General features: G+C 64.2%; 17 protein-coding genes. 12 read left to right on the forward strand and 5 right to left on the reverse strand.

Going from position 1 to position 20,236, the window contains the following annotated elements:
- The first annotated feature begins 44 nt into the window (after nt 1–44).
- Complete coding sequence (locus FJ960_RS07125; RefSeq protein WP_140712766.1) at nt 45–419, forward strand: YciI family protein; 375 nt, start codon at nt 45–47, stop codon at nt 417–419.
- Here FJ960_RS07125 and FJ960_RS07130 read toward each other — a convergent pair whose 3' ends face one another.
- The 3 genes from FJ960_RS07130 to FJ960_RS07140 all read right to left on the reverse strand — a co-directional run bounded on the left by FJ960_RS07130 (nt 420) and on the right by FJ960_RS07140 (nt 3,266).
- On the reverse strand, nt 420–1,175 hold the full coding sequence (locus FJ960_RS07130; RefSeq protein ID WP_140712768.1) for an SDR family oxidoreductase: 756 nt from the start codon (nt 1,173–1,175) through the stop codon (nt 420–422).
- Between the two features lie 304 nt (nt 1,176–1,479).
- Nucleotides 1,480–2,217, reverse strand: coding sequence for a tellurite resistance TerB family protein (locus FJ960_RS07135; RefSeq protein WP_140712770.1), 738 nt, complete (start codon nt 2,215–2,217; stop codon nt 1,480–1,482).
- A 116-nt stretch (nt 2,218–2,333) separates the two neighbouring features.
- Complete coding sequence (locus FJ960_RS07140) at nt 2,334–3,266, reverse strand: rhodanese-related sulfurtransferase (RefSeq protein ID WP_140712772.1); 933 nt, start codon at nt 3,264–3,266, stop codon at nt 2,334–2,336.
- 200 nt (nt 3,267–3,466) lie between these two features.
- Between FJ960_RS07140 and FJ960_RS07145 the strand changes: the two genes are divergently transcribed.
- Complete coding sequence (locus FJ960_RS07145) at nt 3,467–4,105, forward strand: 2-dehydro-3-deoxy-phosphogluconate aldolase (RefSeq protein ID WP_140712774.1); 639 nt, start codon at nt 3,467–3,469, stop codon at nt 4,103–4,105.
- A gap of 252 nt (nt 4,106–4,357) precedes the next feature.
- On the opposite strand, the gene FJ960_RS07150 is transcribed toward FJ960_RS07145, so the two are convergent.
- A complete protein-coding gene (locus tag FJ960_RS07150) occupies nt 4,358–6,172 on the reverse strand; it encodes a DUF882 domain-containing protein (RefSeq protein ID WP_246672647.1) in 1,815 nt (604 codons plus the stop codon).
- Nucleotides 6,173–6,579: 407 nt separating this feature from the next.
- The gene (locus FJ960_RS07155; protein WP_140712778.1) at nt 6,580–8,115 is read right to left on the reverse strand and encodes a sigma-54 dependent transcriptional regulator; all 1,536 of its coding nucleotides are present in this window, start codon (nt 8,113–8,115) and stop codon (nt 6,580–6,582) included.
- Nucleotides 8,116–8,287: 172 nt separating this feature from the next.
- On the opposite strand from FJ960_RS07155, the gene FJ960_RS07160 reads away from it, so the two are divergent.
- From FJ960_RS07160 to FJ960_RS07205, 10 genes are all read left to right on the forward strand, one after another.
- Complete coding sequence (locus FJ960_RS07160; protein ID WP_181174165.1) at nt 8,288–10,129, forward strand: M3 family oligoendopeptidase; 1,842 nt, start codon at nt 8,288–8,290, stop codon at nt 10,127–10,129.
- 358 nt (nt 10,130–10,487) lie between these two features.
- Nucleotides 10,488–11,267, forward strand: a complete 780-nt coding sequence (locus FJ960_RS07165) for a proton-conducting membrane transporter (protein ID WP_140712780.1) — start codon at nt 10,488–10,490, stop codon at nt 11,265–11,267.
- Between the two features lie 168 nt (nt 11,268–11,435).
- Entirely contained in the window at nt 11,436–12,578 is a 1,143-nt protein-coding gene (locus FJ960_RS07170) for an aminodeoxychorismate synthase component I (RefSeq protein ID WP_140712782.1), read from the forward strand.
- Nucleotides 12,527–13,189, forward strand: a complete 663-nt coding sequence (locus FJ960_RS07175) for an aminotransferase class IV family protein (protein ID WP_140712784.1) — start codon at nt 12,527–12,529, stop codon at nt 13,187–13,189. Before FJ960_RS07170 ends, FJ960_RS07175 begins: the two co-directional genes overlap by 52 nt.
- Nucleotides 13,190–13,208: 19 nt before the next feature.
- A complete protein-coding gene (locus FJ960_RS07180) occupies nt 13,209–13,496 on the forward strand; it encodes a YciI family protein (RefSeq protein ID WP_140712786.1) in 288 nt (95 codons plus the stop codon).
- Nucleotides 13,493–14,422, forward strand: coding sequence for a DUF3445 domain-containing protein (locus FJ960_RS07185; RefSeq protein WP_140712788.1), 930 nt, complete (start codon nt 13,493–13,495; stop codon nt 14,420–14,422). The genes FJ960_RS07180 and FJ960_RS07185 overlap by 4 nt, the downstream gene beginning before the upstream one ends.
- 1 nt (nt 14,423) lies before the next feature.
- Complete coding sequence (locus FJ960_RS07190; RefSeq protein WP_140712790.1) at nt 14,424–15,659, forward strand: hypothetical protein; 1,236 nt, start codon at nt 14,424–14,426, stop codon at nt 15,657–15,659.
- Between the two features lie 210 nt (nt 15,660–15,869).
- Entirely contained in the window at nt 15,870–17,315 is a 1,446-nt protein-coding gene (locus FJ960_RS07195) for a homospermidine synthase (protein WP_140504226.1), read from the forward strand.
- A gap of 187 nt (nt 17,316–17,502) precedes the next feature.
- Nucleotides 17,503–17,883: a hypothetical protein gene (locus tag FJ960_RS07200; RefSeq protein ID WP_027146250.1), complete on the forward strand. Its 381-nt coding sequence runs from the start codon at nt 17,503–17,505 to the stop codon at nt 17,881–17,883.
- Nucleotides 17,884–18,072: 189 nt separating this feature from the next.
- Nucleotides 18,073–20,127 carry a bifunctional UDP-sugar hydrolase/5'-nucleotidase gene (locus tag FJ960_RS07205; protein ID WP_140712792.1) on the forward strand — a complete coding sequence of 685 codons (2,055 nt, stop codon included), beginning with the start codon at nt 18,073–18,075 and terminating at the stop codon, nt 20,125–20,127.
- Nucleotides 20,128–20,236 lie beyond the last annotated feature (109 nt).

Raw genomic sequence — 20,236 nt, forward strand, 5'->3', positions numbered from 1 at the left:
ACGGGCTCTTTCCAGGACAGTCACGACAAGAGAGGTGACATCGGATGTTCTATGCAATTCTCGCCTATCATGTGGAAGACGCGATCAAGGCGCTGACGCCGCAGGAAGATGCGGCGCTGATGGCCGAGTTGCTCAAGATCCATGACGGGCTCTACGCGGACGGCAGCCTTGGCCCGTCGGCGCGGCTGGGCGAGACACGATTGGCCTTCACCTTGCGCGGGCCAGGCGAGGGGACCGTCATTGATGGGCCGTTCGCCGAGACCAAGGAACAGCTTCTTGGTCTCTACGTCGTCGACTGCGCCACGCGCGACGACGCCATCGCCATCGCGCGCGACCTGCGCCGTGTCAATCCGACCGCCGTCTACGAGATCCGTCCTATCGCGCTCTATCTGCCTGGCGCACCGTTGGGGGGCGCCTGATCAGCCGCGGCCCACGAACGGCATCTTGGTGGCCATCACCGTCATGAACAGCACATTGGCGTCGAGCGGCAGGCTGGCCATGTGAACGACGGCGTCGGCAACGCGCTGGACGTCCATCACCGCCTCGGCGGCGATCGAGCCATTGGCCTGCGGCACGCCGACTGTCATCGGCTGCGCCATGTCGGTCAGCGCGTTGCCGATGTCGATCTGGCCGCAGGCGATGTCATAGGGCCGGCCGTCGAGCGCCAGCGTCTTGGTCAGCCCGGTGATGGCATGCTTGGTGGCCGTATAGGGCACCGAGCCCGGGCGCGGCGCGTAGGCCGACACCGAGCCGTTGTTGATGATGCGGCCACCCATCGGCCGCTGCTTGCGCATGGCGCCGAAAGCGGCGCGGGCGCACAGGAATGAACCGGTCAGGTTGACCCCGACGATGTCGTTCCACACCTCGACCGGGATCTCGTCGATCGGCGTCGACTTGTAGCCCATGCCGGCATTGTTGAAGAGCAGGTCGACGCGGCCGAAAGCCTCCGCCACCGTCTCGAACAGATCGTCGACCTCGCCGGCCTTGCTGATGTCGCAGGAAACCGCCAAAGCCCTGGCGTCGGTCGGGCCGATCTCGGCGATCGCGGCATCCAGCACCGGCTTGCGGCGCCCGCAGAACACCGTGTTCCAGCCCGCCTTGAGCAATGCCGTGGCGACGCTCTTGCCGATCCCGGTGCCGGCGCCGGTGACGATGGCGGTTTTTTGCTCGGTCATGGCAATTGTCCTCCGGCAGCGCTGTGCGTGCTCGCCTGATCTACAAGTTTGGTTCGGGTGGAGAAGGCATCGCAAATGATGGCGGCGATGGCAAGCGCGGCCACCGGGACATGCCCTCGAAAAGTGAAACCCGTTTCTTTGGAGGGAAGCCGGCGAGCGCGCCGACAAAAAGGGCGGTCATTGGCGACCGCCCTGATCTGAACCGGGCTTGGGAGGAGGAAAAGCCGATCCGACTGTGTAGAATGATGCGCTTCCTGAGTTAACGAAAGGTAAACGCCTCCAGGGCCCTCTGTGCCAATCCGGACTACCTCTGCGGATTGGGTGACGTACCCTTGGCGGCGGGCACTTTCGCCGCCGAAACCGTCGCCTCGACATGGTCGATCAGCGCATCCGGCAGGCCAAGCCGCCCGGCAAGCAGGTCGAGATAACCGCTCTCGGCGCGGGTGTCGGGGTCGATGGTGAGGCGCGACGCCGTATAGAGCTCGAGCTTCTGCGCGTCGGTCCTGGCGCCGGCCACCAGCGTGTCGAGGTCGAGCGGGCTCTCCAGCTCCGCCATCAGGAATTTTTCCGCATCGGTGCCGATCCCGGCGAGGTTGAGCTTGCCGGCGATCTTCTGGCGTTCCTCGTCGTCGACATGGCCGTCGGCCTTGGCCGCCGAGATCATCGCCCGGACCAGGGTCAGCGTGAACTCATCCTCGCCTTGCGGCGCCTGCGACGGGTGGAAGGCGGTGTCCTTGGGTGGCGGCAACAATTCCGGCTCGCCGGCGGCAGGCGCCTGTTCCGGTGCGTTGCCGGCCTTGTAGTTCTGATAGGCCTTGTAGGCGAGACCGCCGATGGCGGCCAAGCCGCCGAGCTTCACCGCGGCACCCGTCACCTGCCGGCCGGCGCCGGTCCCAAGCAGCACGGCAGCCAGCGCACCGGCGGCCAGCGGATTGTCCTTGGCCATCTGCACCGCTTGCCCGGCCTTGTCGCGGACCGTGCCGCTGGTGCCGGGAATTTGCGAGCCGAGCAGATCGTCGAGAAGCTTCTTGGGATCGAACATCAATGCCTCCAGGATTTGCCCGGCCGAACGGGCAGGTTTCGACGCCGAAGACGTAGGTTCCAAAGCTTGACATTGCAATGACAGACGGCCCCGGTTTGCCCGGCCCCGCGCCTCCATCAGGATCCGATATGCGGTCCCCTGCCCCGGGCTTGCGCGAGCTCGACCTGCCGCTGGCGCTCTGCGTAGCGCTCGCGGTCTTCATCCGAGCGGGCATCGAAGCAGTGCGGGCACGAAACCCCGGCGGCATATTTCGGCGACACCAGCTCGCTCTCCGTCAGCGGATGGCGGCACGCGCGGCAGAGTTCCGCGTCGCCCTCCGCGAGGCCGTGCGACACCGAAACCCGCTCGTCGAAGACGAAGCACTCGCCCTCCCACAGGCTCTGCTCCGCTGGAATCTCCTCGAGGTATTTGAGAATACCGCCCCTGAGGTGGAACACATCCTCGAAGCCGAGCGACTTCGCATAAGCGGTCGCCTTTTCGCAGCGTATGCCGCCGGTGCAGAACATCGCCACCTTGCGCCCTTCGAGATCTGCCCGGTGCGCTTCCACCCAGGCCGGGAATTCGCGAAAGCTCGCCGTCGCCGGATCGACGGCGCCCTTGAAGGTGCCGATCGAGACCTCATAGGCGTTGCGCGTATCGATGACGATCGTATCGGGTTGCGAGATCAGCGCATTCCAGTCGCCCGGCTCCACATAGGTGCCCGCGCTTTTCGCCGCGTCGATGGTCTCGACACCCATGGTGACGATCTCGCGTTTCAGCCGCACCTTCATGCGATGGAACGGCATGGCCGCGGCACTGCTGTATTTGACCTCGAGACCCGACAGGCCGTGGATCGCTTCGATGTATTCGATGAGCGCGGCGATCGCTTCCTCGCTGCCCGCGACGGTGCCGTTGATGCCCTCATGCGCCAGGAGCAGCGTGCCCTTGATCCCGCGCCCGCAGCAGAAGGCCGCAAGCGGCGCGCGCAATGCCTCGAAAGCGTCAAGCCGGGCAAAGCGGTAGAGCGCGGCGACGCGGACTGGCTGGGATGGCGCGGGCAGAGTTGTCATCGCCAGAGCAACTAGACGCTCGTAGACGTCGATTCAAGGCGAAACGGGTCGGGCTGCTCGTCATGGCCTTGTCGGGAAAGAACCTTTAAGCTCGGCGACAATACGTGACATCGCGCCGCGACCGGTTTCGTGGACACGGCAATACCCGTCTGCTAATCGGTTGAAATTCGCTAGATGCGGCCCTCGACAAGGAGAGACAGATGCCCAGCAAGACCGAGAAACTCCTGTCGCTCCTGAATGGCCAGCCTGTCATTCCGGTGTTGAAGATCGCCAACGTAGCCGATGCGGTGCCGCTGGCCCGTGCTCTGGCGCGCGGCGGTTTGCCCGCGATCGAGATCACACTCAGGACCCCGGATGCGCTCGAAGCGATCCGTCGCGTGGCGGGCGAGGTCGAGGAGGCCATCGTCGGCGCCGGCACCATTCTGGACAGCAAGCAGTTCGACGAGGCAGCCGGTGCCGGTTCGCGCTTCATCGTCAGCCCCGGCATCACCCGCGAGCTTCTGGCCGCCGCCGCCGGCAGCGAGGTTCCGCTGCTGCCCGGCGCCATCACGCCCGGCGAGATCATGACCGCGCGCGAAGCCGGCCTGCGCTTCCTGAAATTCTTCCCCGCCGAACAGTCCGGCGGAATCGCCTCGCTCAAGGCCTTCGCCTCGCCGCTGGCCGACGTCAAATTCTGCCCGACCGGCGGCATCACCGGCAAGAACGCCGCCGACTATCTCGCTTTGCCCAATGTCATCTGCGTCGGCGGCTCGTGGGTCGCGCCCGACGACATGGTCAAGGCCGGCAAGTGGGACGAGATCGAAGCGCTCGCACGCGCCGCCAGCAAACTCGCGGAATAACCTTTCCGGACGGCCCGAAAAACCCGGCCGACTGGCGTCGACCCGGCCTTTTTGACTGACTGGGGTGCGATCAGTTGCAGACCGTTGACCGTCTGCTTGGGATGGTGCCGCCAGCACGTCACCACCCTGGTGCGGCAGTGCTTCTTCATCATGTGATCCTGCGGCATCAGGCACCACCTGCATCGCACCTCTGGACAGCAAAAAGCCGCGCGGGTCGCCCGGCGCGGCTTCAGCAATATTCCGGGCTGTTCGCTACTTCGTCTGGAAACGGGCGACCGACAGGAACTTGACGGCATTGCCGGTGAAACGGTTGGCGTCGGCCATCTGGTTGCCCGCCTGGAAGCCAGTCGTATAGACCTCGCTCGGCGGCGTATGCACGATGTTGTAGGCGTAACCCGGCGCGGTCGTCGCGCTCGAAACGGTGGCAACGTTTTCGCCGCTGGTCAGCGCCCAGCGGGCGGCCTGCGGAGCAGCGGCAACCACCACAGCCCTGGGGCCGGGTTTCTGGTCGCGGACGGTGGCCCTGGCTTCCTTGCGGGTCGTCTTCACACCAGCGCCGATCGCGGCGACCGGATCGGAACCGGCAGGACGGGCGGCAACAGCCTGGCGCGGCGAGGCCGCATCGACACCAGACGGATCGTTGAAGGCCGAACGCGGTTCTTCGGCCAACGAGGCCACCTGATATTCGTCGGCGGTGCCGACCTGGGCATTGGCCTGGTCGAGCACGGCCTTGACGGCGTCCGGCTTGGTCGGCTCGGGACGCGCTGTCGGCAGCACGGAGAACGCATCCGTCGCGGTCTTGCCCTGGTCAGCCGTTTCGGCCAGCGCCATCAGCACATCCTTGCTGGGCGGCGGTGCGAGGTCCGCCGGCAGCGAGCGCTCGGGGCGCCATGTCGGCAGTGGGATGTTGTTGACGGCGACCTGCGCCGGATCGGCGGCCGCGGCTTCCGCGATGGCTGCCGGATCGGACTTGCCGAAAGGCATGTTCGCCGGTGCCTGAGCCGTCGCCACTGCCTGTTCGGTGGTGGCCGTCGCATCCGCCGTGGCGAAGGGAACATTCTCAGGCGGCTGCGCGCCGACATCGGCCTTCGGCCGCGGCGCGAAATCGGGCAGCGGGATTTCCTTGGCCGGCAGCGCCGCGATAATCGTCTCCGGCGTGTTCTTCTCCGGTTCCGGAGCCTGCTCGTCGGCAACCTGCGGAATGTCGGCCCGTTGGGCATTCTCGGGGGCCACGATGGCGATGCCAGGCACGTTGCTGCTCTTGGCGGCGGCGGCCGGCTTCAGATTTCTAGCCTTGGGCGCAGGTGCGGCCGAAGCGGTCTCCACGTCGGCGCTGTCGTCGGCCTCGTCGTCGCCACCGCCGCCGAACAAGGCAGAGAGGAACCCGCCGGATTTCTTGCCGCTGCCGCCGGCGCTGGCCATCTCGATATTCGGTGTGCCGGAACCCTTGCGCGATTGGTAGGAGGCCAGCGCCTGTTCATAGCCGGGCAGCGGCCGGCCGTCGCTCGGCACATGCAGCGTCTTGCCATTGGGGAACAGGCTGACCAGTTCCTGGCGGCTGATGCCGGGCCAGTGGCGCACATTGCCGACATCCATGTGGACGAACGGCGAACCGGAGGTCGGGTAATAGCCGACGCCACCGCCCTGCATCTTGAGGCCGATGTTGCGCAGCTTCTTTAGCGGCACGCCGGGAATATAGAAATCCATCGCCTTGCCAAGCATATGCTGGCTCTTCTCGGCGACACCGCGGCTGCGGCTGCGCAGCATTGAATTGGTCGAGGGCGAGCGGTAGCCGCAGACGACCTGGATATAATCGGTGGCGCCGCTTTCGCGATAAGCCTCCCAGACCAGATCCAGCAGACGCGGGTCCATCTTGGTCGGCTCGTTGCGGCGCCAGTCGCGCAGGATGATGTTGATCTTCCTCAGGCCCTCGGGAACGTAGCGGCCATTGCGCTTGTAGACAATCTCCGCCTTCTCGTGCGTGTGGAGGTGGTAGAGCTTTAGCGAACGAACTTCGGCCTGGGCGCCCGTGGCGGCCGCGGCAACAAAACCAAATGCGACAATCACCGCCGCCAACCATCTCGGCCAGACGCTCAAATGATAGTGCCGCCCGTTTGTGAATCGTTCGATTCTGTTCAAATCAAAAGGCCTTGCAGGCTGCCGTTTGTCCCCGGATTTGCCCAAACGGACGTGTCGTTTTCACATCCGAATATCGATCCTAATGGTTAATCATCGCTTATTGAAGCCGAAATGCGGTAACACCGTGGCGATATCCCGTCAAAAATTGTCCGCGCGGTTTCTTGGTAAACCGCTGGTTTAGATCAGGATTCCGGCTTTGGCCGAACACGATCTGTTACCACTGGCCTCAATGCGTGAACAATACCCATATCGAGTGCCGCCTCGGACCGCGATAGTCCGGAAGGCACTCTGTCAGCCCACATAATGACGAGGGAAGCTGGTCCCGGCCTTGCGGTTCAGGATGCAAGCCTGTCGACGCGGCCGGTTTCCGGGTCGATGCCGTATTCCTTGAGCTTGCGGTAAAGCGTCGAGCGGCCGATGCCGAGCCGGCGGGCGACCTCACTCATCTGGCCGTTGTAGTGATCGATGGCGAGCTTGATCATTTCGAGTTCGACATCGGCCAGCGCACGCACATTGCCGCGCTCGTCGAGCGCCCGCAGCGTGCCGAAGCGGGGCTGCGCCCCGGCCGGCTGCACAGTTGCCGGAGCGGTCTCGTCGGGCACGACGTCCTCGTCGTGCGGCGCCAGCGGCGGCGCAGCGCCGCTGGTTTCGAACGTGTCGTCCACCTCAAGATTGACAGTGCCTTCCACCTGCGCGCGGATCTGCGGGAAATCATCGGCCGTCAACACATCGCCTTCGCACAGCACCGATGCGCGGAAGACGGCGTTTTCGAGCTGCCGGATGTTGCCAGGCCAGTCATAGGCCTGCAGCACCGCAAGTGCCGCCGCCGAAATGCCTTTCAGCCGATGGCGCGGGTCCGCGGGCGCCATCTTTTCCATGAAATGCGTGACCAGATGGGGAATGTCGTCGCGGCGGTCACGCAGCGGCGGCACGAAGATCGGGTAGACGTTGAGCCGGTAGAACAGATCCTCGCGGAACTTGCCGTCCTTGACCTGCTGCAGGAGGTTGCGGTGCGTCGCCGAAATCAGCCGGATGTCGACCTTGACGGTCGAGCGGCCGCCGACCGGATCGACCTCGCCCTCCTGGACCGCGCGCAGCAGCTTGACCTGGACGTCGAGCGGCAGGTCCCCGATCTCGTCGAGGAACAGCGTGCCGGAATGCGCCTCGACGAATTTGCCGGTGTGCTTGTCGGTGGCGCCGGTGAACGAGCCTTTCTCGTGTCCGAACAGGATGGATTCCACCAGATTGTCGGGGATGGCGCCGCAATTGACGGTGACGAACGGTTTCGAGCGGCGGTCGCCGCTACCCTGGATGGCACGCGCCACCAGCTCCTTGCCGACGCCGGATTCGCCCTCGATTAGGATCGGGATGTTGGAGGCCGCCGCTTTCTGGCCGAGGCGTATCACCCTGTCCATGGCCGGACTGTGGGTGATCATGTCCCTGAAGGTCAGCAGCCCGCCGCGTTTGCGCGATGTGCGCTTGACCTCGCCCTCGACCGCCTCGACCTTGAGCGCATTGGAGATCGAGGCCTGCAGCCTGTCGGGCGAAGCGGGCTTGACGACGAAATCGAAAGCGCCGTGGCGCATCGCCGAAACCACGGTTTCGATGCCGCCCTGTGCGGTCTGCACGATGACGGGCACGCTGATGTCGCGCTCGCGCATCGCCTTCAGCACGCCGATGCCATCGAGACCGGGCATGACAAGGTCGAGGATCACGACCGAGACGTCGCGGGCGCCAGGCCCGTCGAGGACTTCGAGGCCGGCAGCACCGCCGTCGGCGATGATTGCGGTATGGCCGAACCGAGTCACCGCCGCCTCGAGCAGCCGCCGCTGCACGGGATCGTCATCGACTATGAGTATGGAACCTGTCATGACTGTCTTGGTTTGCCCGGGCCCGAATTCCCCATGGATCATCTTGGCACAGGGTTCTAAATAAGGTTTCAAAAAACCCGGTGAACGAATTCCTTAGGATTTGACCGGCTTCTCCATTCGCGTTGAGTCCGGCTCGGTAATTCCGGTCACTTGATTCAAAGAAGGTATGTCGATGCGCATGATGTTTGATCGGCGGATTGCGGCGCCAGCGTCCGGTCAGGGTGCGGCGGCCGGGCTTGGCGATCTGCCGGAGTGGAACCTCGCCGATCTTTATGCCGGCATGGAGGCGCCGGAACTGAAGCGCGACATTGCCAAAGCGGCCGCCGACGCCATCGTATTCGAGGCCCGCTGGAAAGGCACACTAGCCGCCGAGGCCGGGCGCGGCAGCCCCGGCAGGCTGGGCGAGGCGCTTGCCGCCTACGAGGCACTCGAGGAACTGATCAGCCGCATCGTCTCCTATGCCGGCCTCGTCTATGCCGGCAACACCGCCGATCCGCAGCGCGCCAAGCTCTATGGCGACATCCAGGAGAAGATGACCGACGCCAGCGCGCATCTTCTGTTCTTCGCGCTCGAGCTGAACCTTATCGACGATGCGGCGATCGAAAGCGCGCTGGCCAGCGACCCCGCCTTCGGGCATTACCGCCCGTGGGTGCTCGATCTGCGCATGGACAAGCCTTATCAGCTCGAGGATCGCGTCGAGCAGCTTTTCCACGAAAAATCGATCACCGGGCGCGGCGCCTGGAACCGCCTGTTCGACGAGACGATGACCGATCTTCGCTTCGATGTCGACGGCGAGGAATTGACGCTGGAGCCGGCCCTCAACCGGCTGCAGGACGCCGATGGCGATGTTCGCCGGCGCGCCTCGGAGGCATTGGCCACGACCTTCCGCAAGAATTTGCGCACCTTCACGCTGATCACCAACACGCTGGCCAAGGACAAGGAAATTTCGGACCGCTGGCGCGGTTTCGAGGACATCGCCGATTCACGCCACCTCGCCAACCGCGTCGAGCGCGGCGTGGTCGATGCGCTCGCCACCGCGGTGCGCGAGGCCTATCCGCGCCTGTCGCACCGCTACTACGCCATGAAGGCGCGCTGGCTCGGCATGGAGGTGATGAACCACTGGGACCGCAACGCGCCCTTGCCGGAGACGCCGCAGGCGGTGATCGGCTGGGACGAGGCCAGGAACACCGTGCTGTCGGCCTATCACCGCTTCTCGCCCGAGATGGCCGAGATCGCGCGCACCTTCTTCGACCGCAACTGGATCGACGCGCCGGTGCGTCCGGGCAAGTCTCCCGGCGCCTTTGCCCACCCGACCGTGCCATCGGCTCACCCCTATGTGCTGCTCAACTACATGGGCAAGCCGCGCGATGTGATGACGCTGGCGCATGAACTCGGGCACGGCGTGCATCAGGTGCTGGCCGCCGGCCAGGGCGCGCTGATGGCCTCGACGCCGCTGACTCTGGCGGAGACGGCGTCCGTCTTCGGTGAGATGCTGACCTTCCGCTCGCTGCTCGAGCGGACCACCGACCGGCGCGAGCGCAAAGCCATGCTCGCCCAGAAGGTCGAGGACATGATCAACACGGTGGTACGCCAGATCGCCTTCTATGAATTCGAGCGCAAGGTGCATGCCGAGCGTCGCAACGGTGAATTGACATCCGACAGGCTCGGCCAGTTCTGGCTGGAGGTGCAAGCCGAGAGCCTGGGACCGGCGATCAAGTTGCGCGAGGGTTACGAGGTGTTCTGGACCTACATCCCTCATTTCATCCACTCGCCCTTCTACGTCTATGCCTATGCGTTCGGCGACTGTCTGGTGAATTCGCTCTATGCGGTCTACCAGAATGCCGAGCGCGGCTTTCAGGACAAATATTTCGAGATGCTGCGTGCCGGCGGCACCAAGCATCATTCTCAGCTTCTGGCGCCTTTCGGTCTCGACGCCACCGACCCCGCCTTCTGGCAGATCGGGCTCGCCGTGATCGGCGGCCTGATCGACGAACTGGAAACGCTGGACGATTGAGTCGCCTCTCGCCCGGCAAGAACAGTTTAGCCGGAATGCATGTTTGGGCCGCGCTATTCTTGGCCTAAATATTTGTTCTTGAAGAACTCTCCGGGAACGTTTTCCCATAGCTTTCCGCAAGCTCTATGGTAGCTTTCCCTTTAAGCTCAGCCGGAGCGCATGCGGATCGGCGAGGGAAAGTCCCGGCCGGCCGTGCGCCCAGGCGAACGCGACGACGGCCGTTGGCCATGGGCAGGCAAAGCCGATCGCCGACAGCTCGAACCGAAGCCGGCTGTTCCGCGAACCGCGGAACCATCATCGAGTAGTCCTGCGCCGAAGGTCTTGACCCACGGCAGACGGATCTGACTGGAGAGAGACAATGGGCACTTTTTTCTACGTGGTCCTGGCGTTCCTGGTAGGCGTGTTGGTCGGCTGGTTCATCTGGGGGCGTCTGCGCGGTGAACTCGACAGTTTGCGCGGCGACGTCGATCGCACCCGCAGCGAGCGCGACAAGCTGCGCGCCGACAGCGACCGCCTGACCGGCGAACTCAATGCATGCGGCAAGACCCGCTCCGATCTCGAGCGTCAGCTGCGCGAGGCGCAGGCCTCGTTGGGCGCCGGCGGAGCAAAGGCGTCAAGTCAGCCACCGGCAGCCCTGATGTCGACGCCTGCCGTTGGCAAATCCGCTTCGGCGACAGCCAAGCCAGCCGCCGCGAAGGCCGCCCCGGCAAAGACGGCGCCGAAGCCTGCGGCGGCCAAATCCGCAACTGCTTCGGCAGCGGCGGCCAAGGCTTCGCCGACCAAGGCTCCAGCAACCAAAACTCCGGCGAAGACCTCGGCCGCGCCCAAGGCAGCGCCCGCCGCAAAGAAGGCCGCAACAGCAGCAGCCAAGCCGGCGTCGGGCAAGCCCGACAATCTGCGCCGGCTGATCGGCATCGGCCCGGTCAACGAAAAACTGCTCAAGGCGCAAGGCGTTACCAGCTTCGCCCAGATCGCCGCCTGGACATCAGCCGACATCAAGCGGATCGAGGACGTCATGAACTTCGACGGCCGCATCGCGCGCGAACGCTGGATCGAGCAGGCCAAGCTGCTCGCCGCCGGCAACGAGGCCGAATTCGCCAGGCAGTTTCCAACGGCCGGAACCGCCAGCAACACCTGAACGATGGGGACCATGTGGCGGCGGCGCCAAGGGCGCCGCCGCCTTCTTTTTGATCGCAAGGTTCGATGCGGCAAAGGTCGGCTTTGAGGGACAGGGTGCCGTTCCCTCGATTGCGTGCGCCCGGCCCCCCATATAGAGCGATCGTCGGCTACATCGATCCCGGTTCCCATGTCCCTGCCCGCCGCAATTTTCCGCAACGACGAAAGCGCGCGCCAGCTCGTTTTCGAGCGGCCGGCCGATGTTATCGTCGCGCACGAGGCCAAGGATTTCCCGGCCGCGTTGCAAGCAGCGCAGGCCGCGCACGACGCCGGCAAATGGCTGGCCGGTTATTTCTCCTACGAGGCCGGTTACCTGCTCGAGCCGAAACTCGTTCCCCTTCTCCCGGGCCGGCGCCGGGCCCCGCTGGTCTGCCTCGGGGTCTTCGATGCTCCCGATGAAGAGGCGGTGCCGCCGCCAAGCACGCCGACCAACGGCCCGATCTTCGATGCAAGGGCGACGTGGTCGTTCGAGGACTACGAGAAGCGGTTCTCGCGGCTGCACCGGCACATCAGGCAAGGCGATTGCTACCAGGGCAACCTCACCTTTCCGGTGCAAGCGCAATGGTCCGGCGATCCGCTCGCTGCCTTCGACGCGCTGACCGAACGCCAGCCGGTGAAATATGGCGCGCTGGTCGCGCTCGGCGATCCCATCGTTCTGTCGCGCTCGCCCGAACTGTTCTTCGAGATCGATGCGGCGGGGAGGATCGAGACGCACCCGATGAAGGGTACCGCACCGCGCGGCGCGACAAGGGACGAGGACGAGCGGCAGAAGAATTTCCTGCGCAACGACGAGAAGAACCAGGCCGAGAACCGGATGATCGTCGATCTCCTGCGCAACGATATATCGCTGATCAGCGAGGTCGGCACGCTGGAGGTGCCGGAACTGTTCCGCATCGAGACCTACCCGACCGTGCACCAGATGGTGAGCGACGTCAGGGCCCAGCTGCTGCCCGGCCTCTCGATACGCCAGATCTTCGCGGCGCTGTTTCCCTGCGGCTCGATCACCGGCGCGCCGAAGATTCGCGCCATGGAGATCCTGCACGATCTCGAAGGCACGCCCCGCGACGTCTATTGCGGTGCCATCGGTTGGATCGCACCCGGCGGCACGATGCGCTTTTCCGTGGCGATCCGTACCATCTCGCTCTTTGCCAGCGGCGAGGCCGTCTACAACGTCGGCGGCGGCATCGTCTTCGATTCGGTCGCGAAAGAGGAGTACCAGGAATGTCTGCTCAAAGCCCGCTTCGCGACGGGGACGCCGCCGATTTCGAGCTGATCGAGACCATGCGCTGGGAACCCGCCTCGGGTTTCCTGCGCCTCGATCGCCATCTTGCACGTCTTTATGCATCGGCGGCGGAACTGGGCTTCAGCTATGATCCGCAAAAGGTCGGCGAAGCCCTGAGCGGCGCAGTCGATCGATCACCCATCGCCATGCGCACGCGGCTCGCTCTGTCGCGCGATGGCGAGGCCAACGCCTCGGCGCAGCCCTATGAACCGCTTGCCGCCGACAAGGTGTGGGCGCTGCGGCTGGCATGGACGAGGCTCGCTTCGAGCAACATGCTGCTGCGCCACAAAACCAGCCGGCGGCAGCTCTACACCCATGCCCGCTCCGAATATCTCATCACCCAGGCCGATGAGGTGTTGCTGGCCAACGAGCGCGGCGAAATCTGCGAAGGCACGATCACCAATGTCTTCGCCGATTTCGGCGACGGCATCCTGGCGACGCCCCGGCTCGATTGCGGCCTGCTGCCTGGCGTATTGCGCGCGGTGCTTCTGGATGAAGGCCGCGCCACTGAAGCGATCTACAGCTTGGATGACCTGAAATCCGCCAAGGCGCTGTTCGTCGGCAATTCGCTGCGCGGGCTGATCCCCGCCAGGCTGGCGTGACCCAAGCCCGGAGAATGCAATGTTCGTCGTGTCGCTGAACTACAAGGTGCCGCTCACCGAGATCGACCGCTTGGCGCCAGGCCATATCGAGTGGCTGGAAGCCTGTTACGCCGAAGGCATCTTCGTTGCGTCCGGGCCTAAGCGGCCAAGAACCGGCGGCGTCATCATCGCACGCTGCTCCCGCGAAGTGCTCGATGCCAGGTTGGCAGCCGATCCTTTCGCCCAGGCGGGCGCCGCCGACTACGACATCACCGAATTCACAGCGCGGATGACCGCCGCCGGTTTGGGCTCGTTCAAAGAGGCATGAGTTTCCGGCAACCTACCCACACGCCCTATGATGGCTCGTCGAAACTCTTCACCATCGGGCTGAAGCCGCTCGACCCCGCGAACTGGATCGAGGTCGACGGTCACCTGCTGCCCTATCTCGCCGAAAAGCGCCGGCTCTATGACGAAATCCCCGCGCGCGTCTTCGTCGAGGAGGACGGCACGCGCGCTGCCCAGCAAGAGGTGCTCGACTTGCTCGCCGCCTACCTGCCGGAAAGATTTCCCGACACCCACCGGCGCAGCGATGCGGGCGTTGCGGTCGTGGGCACGACGAGCCATCCCGCCATCCCTTCCAGCCTCATCGGCGCTCCCTTGGTCGCGGCCTCGCTGCTGGTCCAGGAAGACCTGATCCTCATGCGGCGGGGCGAAGACGGCTGGCGTCTGGCCGCGGGTTCGCTGTGCTTTCCTTCGTCCTGGGCGCTCACCGAAAAATTCGGCAGGCCGCTGCAGCGGATCCACGAGCCGGTGCCGGGCTTCGGCCCGGGCACAAGGCCGGCCGATCTCATCAACCGGATGTTCGATGGCCTGCAGGGTCAGGCCGTCGAGCGTTACAATTGGTCGATCCAGTCAGGCGACGCGCTCTACCATCCGTTGTCCAATGTCGAGCGCATCGACCGCGCGACCAGCCGGCCGACGCGTTTCCGCGACGGTGACGTCAAGGCGCACGCCTTCATCCGCGTCGAGCGTCAGACGCTGCGCAAACTGCCGGCTTCGCGCGATGTCCTGTTCACCATCCGCATCCATCTCGACCCGCTCGCCGTGCTGGCGCGGCACCCGGAACGGGCAACGCTGGCGGTCTCCTTCGCCGACCAGCTCATTGCGCTGGACCAGACGCAGCTTGACTACAAGGGCCTGACCGCCGACCGTGACAGACTGGCGGATTATCTGAAAGCCATGGCCCGGGGGTAAAATGTCTGTTCGCAATCTGCCACCGCTTGTCGGCGCGCTTGTCTTCGTTGTCGCGGCAGCTCAAGCCGAGCCTGTGACTTATGCCGGCAAAATCGGATCAGCCGACATCGTCGTCGAATTCACCAGCGGTCCGTCGGCGTCGGACGGGCCGCTCGCCGGACGCTATTTCTACCGCTCGCAAGGTGTCGACATCCCACTGCAGGCTAGGCCGCGCAAAGGGCGCCGGTTCGAACTGGCGGAGGAGGAAGTGTGCGGCGCCGAGCAATGCGGCAATGGTCAGGCAGCACCCGTCGCAGCCATCTGGCGCCTTGCCTCGGCTGACAAGGGCAAGACGCTGGAAGGCACCTGGAACGGCAAAAAGACGCGGCCCGTGAAACTGACCCGGATCTCGGCCCGCGAACAGACGCAGACGCCGGCTTCGCGCCCGTTCGACCTCCATGATTTCACCGAAACTAAATTCTTCGGCGACGACGCGCCGATCACCATGGAAGCGTCGCCCTACGATTATCTGCGGCTGGATTTTGCGCCCAAGGTCGGCAACAAGGCCGGTTGGCCGGATGCCTCCTACAGCTACGTCGTCGATCCCCGCACCAAATTTGCCATGCCGCGCATCGTCGAACTGTCAGGTGAGACGTCGGCCGAAGCGGCGAATGCCTTGCTGCAAAACCGGCACTGGCACGCCAGCCTCGACGCATTGAACTGTGCCGCCCTTCGTTACGCAGGCTTTTACGAGGGCAGCCCTGTCGCCACCACGGATGATGGCACGCTCGGCGGCTATGAGGACAGCACGTCCGAGGTCACTTCGCTGACCCCGCAACTGATGAGCTGGCGGGAATCCGGCAGCCTCTTTTGCGGTGGCGCGTATCCGAACAACTTTTCGGCCGCCTACACGATGGATATCCGCCGCGGCGCTCTGCTCGGTCTCCAGGACATGTTTACCGACACCGTCAACGGCAAGCCCGGCCCCTCGCTGATCGCCTTCGTCGACGAACGGCGCAAGAAGCGAACGGAGCCGACGGATGCCGGTTTCGAGGCTGAATGCGGCACCGACGAACTGATTGGCGAATATCTCGCCGCAAGCGTCAAACGCGACGGCGACACGCAACGCCTGGTCTTTGGACTGCAAAGTCTTCCTCATGCCATCCAGGTCTGCGGAGGCGACTTTCTGGAATTGCCCGCCGCCGATGCCAGCGCCCTGTTGAAGCCGGAATTTGCACGATTGCTTGGCCAATTATAGCCAGGAAAGCGCATCGAGAGCGCAGTGGCCCAGTCGGCCGCGGCAGGTTGGCGTCCTTAACCAAGTGGCCAATGGTGCTCGGGCTGTGGTTGGCGCTTTTTGCTGGTTTGTGACAATGATCTGTGATGTAGCGCATGGCCGCCGGCCAAAAAATGCCCGGTTTTGCGCGTGTTTCGCGGTTTCCTGGGTTTTGAAGGAGTGCTCGATAAAATGGCGAATGAAAACTGGCCCGTTTACGGTGAGATCACCGGCCCCGTGGTGATGATCGGCTTTGGTTCGATCGGACACGGAACGCTGCCGCTCATCGAACGCCATTTCAAGTTCGACAAGTCGCGCATGACGGTCGTCGATCCGCGCGATACCGATCGCAAGCTGCTCGACGAGCGCGGCATCACCTTCGTCCAGGAAGCGGTGACCGAGAAGAATTACAAGAAGCTTTTGACGCCGCTGCTGACCAATGGCGGTGGCCAGGGCTTTTGCGTCAACCTGTCGGTCGACACCGGCTCGGTGGACCTGATGCGACTCTGCCGCAAGCTCGGCGTGCTTTACATCGACACCGTCGTCGAGCCCTGGCTTGGCTTCTATTTCGACGCCAAGGCCGACAATGCCAGCCGCACCAACTATGCGTTGCGCGAGGCGCTGCTCAAGGAAAAGCACGACAAGCCCGGCGGCGCCACCGCCGTCTCCACCTGCGGTGCCAATCCCGGCATGGTGTCCTGGTTCGTCAAGCAGGCGCTGGTTAATCTGGCCACCGATCTTGGCATGGAGTTCTCCGAGCCGGCGCAGGAAGACCGCGAGGGCTGGGGGAAACTGATGAAGAAGGCCGGGGTCAAGGGCATCCACATCGCCGAACGCGACACCCAGCGCACCAAGAAGCCCAAGCCGATGGATGTGTTCTGGAACACTTGGTCGGTCGAGGGCTTCATCTCCGAGGGATTGCAGCCGGCCGAGCTCGGCTGGGGCACGCATGAGACCTGGATGCCCAAGAACGGCAAGAAGCACAAGCACGGCTCCAAGGCCGCGATCTATCTGGAGCAGCCTGGCGCCAACACCCGCGTGCGCTCCTGGTGCCCGACGCCGGGACCGCAATATGGCCTGCTGGTGACGCACAACGAGGCGATCTCGATCGCCGATTTCTTCACCGTGCACTCCAAGAAGGGCAAGGTTCAATACCGCCCGACATGCCACTACGCCTATCATCCCTGCAACGATGCCATGCTGTCGCTGGACGAGATGTTCGGTGCCGCCGGCAAGCCGCAGCCGGTGCACCACGTGCTCGACGAGAACGAACTGGTCGACGGTGTCGACGAACTCGGCGTCCTGCTCTACGGCCACGACAAGAATGCCTACTGGTACGGTTCCCAGCTGTCGCTTGCCGAGGCGCGCAAGCTGGCCCCCTATCAGAACGCCACCGGCATGCAGGTCACCTCGGCGGTTCTGGCCGGCATGGTCTGGGCGCTGGAAAATCCGGCCGCCGGCATCGTCGAGGCCGACGAGATGGACTACAAGCGCTGCCTGGACGTGCAGTCGCCCTATCTCGGACCGGTCAAGGGCTACTATACCGACTGGACGCCGCTCGACAGACGCCCGGGCCTTTTCCCGGAAGACCTCGACCGCAGCGACCCGTGGCAATTCCGCAACATCCTCGTCCGATAGCATCACCCGGACCATGTGCCATTGCCTTGCAATCGCCCGGAAATCGGGCGATTGAAGGGATGCGGCCTGGGGTGGCGATGTGCGTCCGTTGGACGCTTAAAGCATACCCCAGCACTTTGGACGTTCGCGTCGTGCTTCCCAGAAATCGGCCCGATTTTTGGACCGACGCGTTTGGAGAGGATTTCATATGACGATTGCGCGCAAAGTTCTTTCGATGGGCATGGCGGGTGCCCTTGCCTCGATGCTTGCTGCCTGTGCCACCAGCGGTCCCGACCAGCCGCCGATGGCTGCCACGCCCAAAGGCGTCGAAGGTTCCTGGATCGATGCCAAGGGTACCGGCCTGTCGACCTTCACCGGCGGCGGCACCTTCACGACCGTCGCCACCGACACGGGACAGAAGCTTGCCGACGGCAGCTACACGATGACCGGCGCCACGTCGGTGCAGATCAACGGCACCTCGCTGATCCGCCAAACCCCGGTGAGCTTCAATTGTCTGATGGTGTCTACCAGCCAGCTCAACTGCACCAGCTCCGCCGGCCAGAATTTCGTGCTGACGCGGCGCACCTGAACCCGGCGAACATTCCAGTCACAAAGGACGGCGGCCGCTTGGTCGCCGTCCTTTTTTGCGTCTGGAAATACCGCCGCATTTCCGCTTGCGTCAGCCGGAACGCGATGGGAACATGATCGAAACGCTGGCTGTAATATCCCAGTCAAGCAAGGGCGTAGACGCGTCCGATCAGCCTACCGGGAGACGAAGATGAAGAAGCTTGCCGCCATTGCCGCCCTTTCCGCGTCGACGCTTGGCCTGTCGGCCGGGGCATCCTTTGCCGACTACACACTGAACATCCTGCACATCAATGACTGGCACAGCCGCATCGAAGGCAACAACAAATATGAGTCGACCTGCTCTGCTGAGGAGGAGACCAAGGGCGAGTGCATCGGCGGCGCCGGCCGGCTGATCACCGCCATCGCCCAGGAACGCAAGAAGCTGGAAGGCCAGAACGTGTTGCTGCTCAGCGCCGGCGACAATTTCCAAGGCTCGCTGTTCTACACGACCTACAAGGGCAAGGTCGAAGGCGAGTTCCTCAACGACATGAAGTTCGACGCCATGGCGCTCGGCAACCATGAATTCGACGACGGCGAAGCCGCCCTTGCGCCCTTCCTCGACATGATCAAATTCCCGGTGCTCGGCGCCAACGTCAAGGCAAACGCGCAGTCCAAGCTCGGCGACCGCGTCAAGCCGTCGATCGTGATCGAGGTCGGCGGCCAGAAGATCGGCATCATTGGCGCCGTCACCAACGACACGCCCGAACTCGCCTCCCCCGGCCCCAACATCACGATCGAGGACGACGTCAAGTCGATCACGGCCGAAGTCGAGAAACTCAAGGGAGAAGGCGTCAACAAGATCATCGCCGTCACCCATATAGGCTACAACAGGGAACGCGACATCATTGCCAAGATCCCCGGCATCGACGTCGTGATCGGCGGCCACAGCCACACGCTCCTGTCCAACACCGATCCGAAGGCGGCTGGCCCCTATCCGACCATGGTCGACAACCCTGGCGGCTACAAGGTTCCGGTGGTGCAGGCGGCGTCCTATTCGAAATATCTCGGCGAGTTCAAGGTGGTGTTCGACGACAATGGCGTCGTCAAATCGGCGAGCGGCGACCCGATCTATCTCGACAAGTCGATCACGCCCGATCCCGCGGTGCTCGCCCGCATCAAGGAACTCGGCGCGCCGATCGAGGCGCTGAAGAACAAGGAAGTGGCCGAGACCACCGACGTGATCGACGGCAGCCGCGAAAGCTGCCGCGCCAAGGAGTGCGAGATGGGCAATCTCGTCTCCGACGCCATACTCGACCGCGTCAAGGGACAGGGCGTCGAGATCGTTATCTCCAACGGTGGCGGCCTGCGCGCCTCGATCGACAAGGGGACCGTCACCATGGGTGAGGTGCTGACCGTGCTGCCGTTCCAGAACACGCTGGCGACCTTCCAGATTTCCGGCAAGGATCTGGTCGCCGGGCTCGAAGCCGGTCTCAGCCAGATCGAGGACGGCGCCGGCCGCTTCCCGCAGGTCGCGGGGCTCAAATATTCCTTCGACAGGTCGGTCGCGCCCAATGCCGGCCGCGTGAAGTCGGTGGAGGTGATGGAAAACGGCGCCTGGACGCCGATCAATCCCGACAAGGATTATCTGGTCGCCACCAACAACTATGTCCGCCAGGGCGGCGACGGTTACAAGGTCTTCGCCGAAAAGGCCAGGAATGCCTATGATTACGGCCCTGGCCTCGAACAGGTCGTCGCCGACTATCTCGGCGCCCACCGGCCCTATACGCCAAAGCTCGACGGCCGTATCACCGAGATCGCCGCGACGACAGCGGCAGCTCCCGCCGCCGAGCCGGCCAAGCCTGCCGAACCAGCAAAGCCCGCGGAGACCGCACCGGCAGCGCCGGCACCGGCCGAAGCCGCCAAACCGGCCGCACCGGCGATGCCTGAACTGCCTGCCAACTCAGGCGATATCGCCAATACGCCGCCAGCCATATCGACGGAAAAGGCACCCCCGCCGCCGGCACCTGCCGAGACCGCCCCCGCGCCTGCCGCTCCCGCTTCGGCGGCGCCAGCAGAACCGACAACGCCCGCTGAAGCCGCGCCAGCCACCGGCAACCATGTCATCGTGGCCGGCGATACCTACTGGGATCTGGCAGAGAAAGCCTATGGCGATGCGACCAGGTGGAAACTCATCTATGAGGCGAACAAGGGTCAAAGGCCGCATCGGCTTGTGCCGGGCGCGACACTGACCATCCCCGCGAAGTAACCTCATTTCGCTTCCGGCGAGAACACCCGCCTGGGAAACCTGGCGGGTGTTCTTTTTCCAGACGGAAAGGCGGTATGGTGCGGCCAGACGCAGCATTGAAAAGCGGCGC

The sequence above is a fragment of the Mesorhizobium sp. B2-3-11 genome (assembly GCF_006442215.1).
Lineage (GTDB): Bacteria > Pseudomonadota > Alphaproteobacteria > Rhizobiales > Rhizobiaceae > Mesorhizobium > Mesorhizobium salmacidum.

Coding starts and splice junctions, on each gene's coding strand:
- FJ960_RS07125 (WP_140712766.1), top strand. CDS start 45: ATGTTCTATGCAATTCTCGCCTATCATGTGGAAGACGCGATCAAGGCG.
- FJ960_RS07130 (WP_140712768.1), bottom strand. CDS start 1,175: ATGACCGAGCAAAAAACCGCCATCGTCACCGGCGCCGGCACCGGGATC.
- FJ960_RS07135 (WP_140712770.1), bottom strand. CDS start 2,217: ATGTTCGATCCCAAGAAGCTTCTCGACGATCTGCTCGGCTCGCAAATT.
- FJ960_RS07140 (WP_140712772.1), bottom strand. CDS start 3,266: ATGACAACTCTGCCCGCGCCATCCCAGCCAGTCCGCGTCGCCGCGCTC.
- FJ960_RS07145 (WP_140712774.1), top strand. CDS start 3,467: ATGCCCAGCAAGACCGAGAAACTCCTGTCGCTCCTGAATGGCCAGCCT.
- FJ960_RS07155 (WP_140712778.1), bottom strand. CDS start 8,115: ATGACAGGTTCCATACTCATAGTCGATGACGATCCCGTGCAGCGGCGG.
- FJ960_RS07160 (WP_181174165.1), top strand. CDS start 8,288: ATGCGCATGATGTTTGATCGGCGGATTGCGGCGCCAGCGTCCGGTCAG.
- FJ960_RS07165 (WP_140712780.1), top strand. CDS start 10,488: ATGGGCACTTTTTTCTACGTGGTCCTGGCGTTCCTGGTAGGCGTGTTG.
- FJ960_RS07170 (WP_140712782.1), top strand. CDS start 11,436: ATGTCCCTGCCCGCCGCAATTTTCCGCAACGACGAAAGCGCGCGCCAG.
- FJ960_RS07175 (WP_140712784.1), top strand. CDS start 12,527: ATGTCTGCTCAAAGCCCGCTTCGCGACGGGGACGCCGCCGATTTCGAG.
- FJ960_RS07180 (WP_140712786.1), top strand. CDS start 13,209: ATGTTCGTCGTGTCGCTGAACTACAAGGTGCCGCTCACCGAGATCGAC.
- FJ960_RS07185 (WP_140712788.1), top strand. CDS start 13,493: ATGAGTTTCCGGCAACCTACCCACACGCCCTATGATGGCTCGTCGAAA.
- FJ960_RS07190 (WP_140712790.1), top strand. CDS start 14,424: ATGTCTGTTCGCAATCTGCCACCGCTTGTCGGCGCGCTTGTCTTCGTT.
- FJ960_RS07195 (WP_140504226.1), top strand. CDS start 15,870: ATGGCGAATGAAAACTGGCCCGTTTACGGTGAGATCACCGGCCCCGTG.
- FJ960_RS07200 (WP_027146250.1), top strand. CDS start 17,503: ATGACGATTGCGCGCAAAGTTCTTTCGATGGGCATGGCGGGTGCCCTT.
- FJ960_RS07205 (WP_140712792.1), top strand. CDS start 18,073: ATGAAGAAGCTTGCCGCCATTGCCGCCCTTTCCGCGTCGACGCTTGGC.